Genomic DNA, 4,696 nt, shown 5'->3' with positions numbered 1-4,696 from the left:
TCAACGGTGTCTGCAGCCAGGCATGCAGCAGGTGGTAGGCCGCTTCCAGCGATTCGATGTGGGTGCGCTCCCAGCCATGGCTGCCGTCGAGGCCGAAACCGACCAGCGCGGCGCGGGTGTTGGCCCCGGCCTCGATGGCCGCCGCGGCATCGGAGCGGTAGTAGCGGAAAATATCGCGCGCGAACGGAATTCCCCGCTCGCGTGCGAGCCGGCACAGTTTCCGAGTCAGGTGGTAGTCGAACGGTCCGTGCATATCGGCCATCGGGATCGTCACGCCATCCTCGAGGGAGTGCTGGCCGGGGGCGCACACCGCGTTGTCCACCGACACCAACTCGGCGACGTCCGCGGGCAGGCCGTGGCTGGCTCCGTGGCCGACCTCCTCGGTGATGGTGACCAAGATCGTGGTGCGGTGCGGTAGCACCACTTTGTTCTCCGAGAAGTTCTTGGCCAGCGCGAGCGCGATCGCGACACCCGCCTTCCCGTCCAGGTGGCGGGAGACGATGAAACCGTCGGCGGTGAGCTCCGGGCTGGTGATCAGCGCCACGAAGTCACCGATCTGCAGGCCGAGCCGAACCAGGTCTTCCCGCGTGGACACCTTGCGATCGATGCGCACCTCGACGTGCTCCCAGTTCGTGGGTTGCGTGTCGATCTCGTCACCGAACGCGTGTCCACTGGCTTTCAGCGGCATGACCGTGCCGGTGATGAACTCGTCGGGGTCGTCGATGAAGATGCGCACCCGGGCGCCGGCCGCGAACCGGGCCGAAAAGGTGCCGACCGGAACCAATTCGAGGCGGCCGTTGTCCTTGAGCTCGCTGACCATGCAACCGATGGTGTCGGAGTGCACCACCAGTGCCCGGTCGATCGTCGCGGACTCGCCCGGCAGTTCGGCGGTCAGTGCGCCGCGGCGGGTCAGCGTGAACGGCACCCCGAAGTGGTCGAAGATGTCACCGATCACCTGCATCACCGCGTCCGTGCGTCCCGCCGGGCTCGGGGTCTGCAGTAGGGCGAGCAGCGTGTCGATCATCCACGCGCGGTCGGCCTCGGTCATGGCCACGGTCTGGCCCACGTCATCTCCTCTCGCAGTCGCCGGGAACGCGTTCAACCTACCGTGTGGCCGGCACCGAACGCCCGTCGCGGGCTGCCGTCACGCACCCGCGGCGACGCACCCGACGAGTGCACCGCCCCTAGGAGGCGGATTCCATCTCGGAGACCAGATCCGCGAGGGTGAGGATTCGCTGGGCGTCGCGGACGTGCAGGCTCTCGATCATGCGGCCATCCACCGTGATCACGCTGGTTCCGGCGGCCTGCGCCTGTTCGTAAGCCGAGACGATCTTGCGGGCGTCCTCCAGCTCCTCGTGTGACGGACCGAACAGCTCGTTGGCCGGTGCGATCTGCGACGGGTGGATCAGGGTCTTGCCGTCGAATCCCATCTCGCGGCCCTGCTGGGCCTCGGCCCGGAATGCGGCGTCGTCGGTGATGTCGTTGAACACCCCGTCCAAGATGACCTTTCCGGCCGCCCTCGCTCCCAACAAAGCCAGGCCGAGGGCGGGCACGGCGGGTGCGCGCCCGGGAACGTGCAGGCCGTGCAGCTCGTTGACCAGATCATTGGTGCCCACCACCAGTCCTGCCAGGCGATCGCTGGCCGACGCGACCTCCTCGGCCCGCAAAAAGGCCCGGGGCGTTTCGATCATCACCCACAGCTGCAACGAGTTCGGCGCTCCCAACGCGTCGAGCGCGTTGGCCAGCGCTTGAACCTGTTGACCCGTCTCGACTTTCGGCACCAGCACGCCGTCGGCCGTCGATGCTGCCACGGCGGCCAGGTCGTCGCCATGCCAATCGGTGTCCAAGCCGTTGATACGCACCACCACCTCGCGGGGTCGGTAGCTCTCCGACGAGATCGCGTCGCACACTGTCATCCGTGACTCGGCCTTCGCGTCGGGTCCCACCGCGTCCTCGAGGTCGAAGATCAGCACGTCCGCCGGCAGCGATTTGCCCTTCTCCAGCGCGCGGGGCTTGTTGCCGGGTAGGTACAGGGCGGATCGGCGCGGGCGCAGGGTTGGTGCCATCGGGTGATTCACTTTCGGAGTCGTCGAGCGAGGAGTCGATGCCTGCGCGACGGGCGTGTGGTGCGCTTGGCATAGCCAGAAAGTACCCTTCGGTACCGGTGGTGTAGTCGCCGGTGGCGGGCGGCGCCGCGGACGAATTTGCCGACACGGCGGGTGGATTGCGAAAGGGGAAGCGAATGTCATCATTTGGCTCGGCGCGTAGCGAGGGCGACAGCTGGGACCTGTCCTCCAGCGTGGGGGCGACCGCGACGATGGTGGCGGCCTCCCGGGCGCTCGCGTCCCGTGAGCCGGACCCCCTGCTTGACGACCGGTTCGCCGAACCGTTGGTGCGGGCGGTCGGGCATCCCTTCTTCACCCGCATGCTGGATGGCCAGATCCCGCTTGACACCGACGACATGCCGATGACGCTGCAGCAGCGGCGCGAGCAGATGACGGTGCGGACCCGATTTTTCGATGATTTCTTCGGTGCCGCCACCGCCGCCGGAGTCCGGCAGGCCGTCATCTTGGCCGCCGGCCTCGACGCCCGGGCCTATCGGTTGCGTTGGCCTTCGGGCACCGTGGTTTACGAGGTCGACCAGCCTGAGGTCATCGCCTTCAAAACCGACACACTTGCCCAGATCGGTGCCGAACCGACCGCCGAGCGCCGGACCGTCGCTGTCGATCTTCGCGATGATTGGCCAACGGCGCTGCGCGACAGCGGCTTTGACGTCAACGCCCCCACCGCATGGATCGCCGAGGGCTTGCTCCCCTATCTACCGCCCGAAGCCCAGGACCGGTTGGTGGACAACGTCACCGCGCTCAGTGCCTCGGGCAGCCGGCTGGCCACCGAGAACATCACCGACATGAGTGTCTTCACCGACGAACGGGCCCGGGCGATGCGCAGCGCCTGGCGGCAGCACGGACTGGACATCGATGTCGCCGAGCTGGTCTGGCTTGGGGAGCGCCGACCCGCCGCTGAGCATTTGGCCGCCAGCGGCTGGAACGTCACCCGCTACCCCACCGAACAGGTCTATGCCGATTACGGATTCGTGCTGCCCGACAACGAGATCCTCAAGGAATTCCGTCACGCGATCAGTTACCTCAGGGCCGAATTAGCCTGAGGCCGCGGGTGGTTCAGCGCTTGCGTTAAGACTTGGCTTCGCGCCATTCGCGCTCGAACGGCAGCCGCCACGCGTTGGGTGCGATCAATTGGTGAATGGCATTCGGACCCCAGGTGCCCGGCTGATACAACTTGGCCGGCGGCGGATCGGTGAGCAGGTCTTCCGAACGCTCCCACAATGACTCGATGCCTTCAGCGGTATTGAACAGCGTGTGGTCGCCCCGCATCGCATCGAGGATCAGTCGTTCGTAGGCCTCCAGCACGTCGACCACCGTCTCGATCTCCTGCGAAGAAAACTGCATGGACAGCTTGTCCAGCTTCATCCCCGGGCCGGGCCGCTTGCCATAGAACGACAGCGAAACCTTCGAGTTGTCGGCGAGATCGAACGTGAGGTGATCGGGCCCCTGGGTCCCCACCCCGGAGCCGGGCGGGAACATGGTTCGCGGGGCCTCCTTGAACGCGATGGAGATGATGCGGATGCCCTCGGCCATCTTCTTGCCGGTGCGCAAGTAGATGGGCACCCCGGCCCATCGCCAGTTGTCGATGCCGACCTTGAGGGCGATGAACGTCTCGGTGTCGGAATCCTTTGCCACGCCGTCCTCGTCGCGGTATCCGCTGTACTGACCGCGCACCACGTTCGATGGCTTGATCGGCAGCATCGACCGGAACACCTTATTCTTTTCCTCGCTGATGGCAAACGGCTCGAGCGCCGTCGGCGGCTCCATCACCACGAACGCCATCACCTGGAACAGGTGGGTCACCACCATGTCCTTGTAGGCGCCGGTATCTTCGTAGAAGTTCGCCCGCTGATCCAGGCCCTTCTCTTCGGGGATGTCGATCTGAATGTGGTCGATGAAGTTGCGGTTCCAGATCGGCTCGAACAGGCCGTTGGCGAAGCGGAACGCCAGGATGTTCTGCGCCGCTTCCTTGCCCAGGAAGTGGTCGATGCGGAAAATCTGGGATTCCTCGAAGGTTTCGTGCACGAAGTCGTTCAGCGCCACCGCGCTGGCCAGATCGGTGCCGAACGGTTTCTCCATCACCACCCGCGAACGTTCGACCAGCTTGGCGTCGCGCAACATGGTGATCACGTCGCGCGCCGCCTTGGGCGGCACCGACAGGTAGTGCAGTCGCCACACGTTGGACCCGAGGTTGTCCTCGGCCTGCGCCACCGCCTCGGCCAGCGCTTCGGGTCCGGCACCCTGTGGGACGTAGCTGATGATCTTGGCGAAGTTCGACCACTGTTCGGGCGTGAGCTTGTGCGTGCCGAAGGAATCGATCGCCTCTTTCGCGAGGTCGCGGAATTCGTCCTGACTCAGGTCTTCCAGCGACGTGGCGACGATCTGGATATCGGGTGCCAATTCGGACTGGTCCAGGTACGCCAGGCCGGGGAGCAACTTTCGTTTCGCCAGATCGCCCGTCGCACCGAAAAGGACGATGACGTGCGGATCGAGCGGGTCCGAATGGTGGCGACGCGGGCGGGCGTCGGCAGCGGGATAAGAGATCGTCTGAGGTTTCTCGGTAGCCACTCTTT

At 65.6% G+C, this 4,696-nt stretch carries 4 protein-coding genes; 1 reads left to right on the top strand and 3 read right to left on the bottom strand.

The features are described from left to right. Both A5652_RS20370 and A5652_RS20365 read right to left on the bottom strand, forming a co-directional pair. Positions 1–1,066 (bottom strand): osmoprotectant NAGGN system M42 family peptidase (locus A5652_RS20370; RefSeq protein WP_067355723.1); only part of this gene is annotated, 1,066 nt, incomplete at its 3' end. Between the two features lie 118 nt (positions 1,067–1,184). After that, positions 1,185–2,066: a CoA ester lyase gene (locus A5652_RS20365; RefSeq protein WP_067355719.1), complete on the bottom strand. Its 882-nt coding sequence runs from the start codon at positions 2,064–2,066 to the stop codon at positions 1,185–1,187. 176 nt (positions 2,067–2,242) lie between these two features. Here A5652_RS20365 and A5652_RS20360 point away from each other — a divergent pair, with 176 nt between their 5' ends. Beyond that, positions 2,243–3,166 carry a class I SAM-dependent methyltransferase gene (locus A5652_RS20360; RefSeq protein WP_067355730.1) on the top strand — a complete coding sequence of 308 codons (924 nt, stop codon included), beginning with the start codon at positions 2,243–2,245 and terminating at the stop codon, positions 3,164–3,166. Between the two features lie 25 nt (positions 3,167–3,191). Here A5652_RS20360 and zwf read toward each other — a convergent pair whose 3' ends face one another. After that, the gene (gene zwf, locus A5652_RS20355; RefSeq protein ID WP_067355726.1) at positions 3,192–4,691 is read right to left on the bottom strand and encodes a glucose-6-phosphate dehydrogenase; all 1,500 of its coding nucleotides are present in this window, start codon (positions 4,689–4,691) and stop codon (positions 3,192–3,194) included. Between the last annotated feature and the right edge of the window lie 5 nt (positions 4,692–4,696).

The organism is Mycobacterium sp. 1165178.9 (assembly GCF_001673555.1).
Taxonomy (GTDB): domain Bacteria; phylum Actinomycetota; class Actinomycetes; order Mycobacteriales; family Mycobacteriaceae; genus Mycobacterium.
This window is presented reverse-complemented; position numbering and strand designations above follow the sequence as displayed.

Excerpts from the sequence above, each read along its gene's own strand:
- A5652_RS20365 (WP_067355719.1), bottom strand. The coding sequence starts at position 2,066 with ATGGCACCAACCCTGCGCCCGCGCCGATCCGCCCTGTACCTACCCGGC.
- A5652_RS20360 (WP_067355730.1), top strand. The coding sequence starts at position 2,243 with ATGTCATCATTTGGCTCGGCGCGTAGCGAGGGCGACAGCTGGGACCTG.